The organism is Hymenobacter persicinus (genome assembly GCF_004167665.1).
In the GTDB taxonomy this organism is placed as follows: domain Bacteria; phylum Bacteroidota; class Bacteroidia; order Cytophagales; family Hymenobacteraceae; genus Hymenobacter; species Hymenobacter persicinus.
Map to the genome: position 1 here is coordinate 1 of NZ_SEWE01000129.1, position 1,876 is coordinate 1,876.

Sequence of the window (1,876 nt, forward strand, 5' to 3'; positions counted from 1 at the left end):
TGCGAGGGGTTTTGCTGGGTGCTGGTCTGCCCGTCGCCGAAGTCCCAGAGCCAGGAAGTGGGTGCGTTCTGGCTTTGGTCGGTGAACTGTACCGGGTTCACGCAGGTGGCGGGCACGTAGTTCGAGGTAAAGGCCGCCACCGGCGGGTTGCGGTTCACGCGCACCGTCACGGTATAATCCTCAATCTGACCCAGCTGGGGCGTCGAGCACGGCAGGCTGGCCCCGCCCACAAAGTCCGACAGCACCCGCAGGCGCAGGGGCTGGTCTTTCACGGCCGTAGCCGGAATGGTGAGCGTGCCGCTGGGGCTGACGCGGTTCAGGGCTTGGAAAAGCAGCTCATTGGTCGTGAAAATGCCGTCGTTGTTCAGATCCAGCCACACCCGCGTGTCCTGGGCGTTGGCCGTGCCGGTGGTAATGCTGATGGGGTGGGCGTTGCCCTCGGTCAGCTCCACGCGGGACGTGCAGGTGAAGTCCTCGTAGCTGCCCACCGCCGACGGGTTGCTCAACGAGCCCAGCGTAAAGTTGGTGATGCCGTAGCCGCAGCACTGCGCGGCCGTGGCCGGGGTGCAGCTGGCGGCCAGGGGCACGGCCGAGTTGTAGGTGATGTAGTTCGTGCGGGTGCGGCTGTTGCTGCCCACAGCGTTGGTGGCCGTCAGTACCACGGTGTAGGTGCCGGCCGTGGTATAGCAGTGCCGCGGGTTTTGCTGGGTGCTGGTCTGCCCGTCGCCGAAGTCCCAGAGCCAGGAAGTGGGTGCGTTCTGGCTTTGGTCGGTGAACTGTACCGGGTTCACGCAGGTGGCGGGCACGTAGTTCGAGGTAAAGGCCGCCACCGGCGGGTTGCGGTTCACGCGCACCGTCACGGTATAATCCTCAATCTGACCCAGCTGGGGCGTCGAGCACGGCAGGCTGGCCCCGCCCACAAAGTCCGACAGCACCCGCAGGCGCAGGGGCTGGTCTTTCACGGCCGTAGCCGGAATGGTGAGCGTGCCGCTGGGGCTGACGCGGTTCAGGGCTTGGAAAAGCAGCTCATTGGTCGTGAAAATGCCGTCGTTGTTCAGATCCAGCCACACCCGCGTGTCCTGGGCGTTGGCCGTGCCGGTGGTAATGCTGATGGGGTGGGCGTTGCCCTCGGTCAGCTCCACGCGGGACGTGCAGGTGAAGTCCTCGTAGCTGCCCACCGCCGACGGGTTGCTCAACGAGCCCAGCGTAAAGTTGGTGATGCCGTAGCCGCAGCACTGCGCGGCCGTGGCCGGGGTGCAGCTGGCGGCCAGGGGCACGGCCGAGTTGTAGGTGATGTAGTTCGTGCGGGTGCGGCTGTTGCTGCCCACAGCGTTGGTGGCCGTCAGTACCACGGTGTAGGTGCCGGCCGTGGTATAGCAGTGCCGCGGGTTTTGCTGGGTGCTGGTCTGCCCGTCGCCGAAGTCCCAGAGCCAGGAAGTGGGTGCGTTCTGGCTTTGGTCGGTGAACTGTACCGGGTTCACGCAGGTGGCGGGCACGTAGTTCGAGGTAAAGGCCGCCACCGGCGGGTTGCGGTTCACGCGCACCGTCACGGTATAATCCTCAATCTGACCCAGCTGGGGCGTCGAGCACGGCAGGCTGGCCCCGCCCACAAAGTCCGACAGCACCCGCAGGCGCAGGGGCTGGTCTTTCACGGCCGTAGCCGGAATGGTGAGCGTGCCGCTGGGGCTGACGCGGTTCAGGGCTTGGAAAAGCAGCTCATTGGTCGTGAAAATGCCGTCGTTGTTCAGATCCAGCCACACCCGCGTGTCCTGGGCGTTGGCCGTGCCGGTGGTAATGCTGATGGGGTGGGCGTTGCCCTCGGTCAGCTCCACGCGGGACGTGCAGGTGAAGTCCTCGTAGCTGCCCACCGCCGACG

Annotated in this window: 1 protein-coding gene; it reads right to left on the bottom strand. The window is 65.7% G+C overall.

Features of this window, described 5'->3' with window-relative positions; genetic code table 11:
- Window positions 1-1,876, bottom strand: a 1,876-nt coding sequence (locus EWM57_RS20940; RefSeq protein WP_129923230.1) for a GEVED domain-containing protein, incomplete at both ends; no start/stop codon positions are given.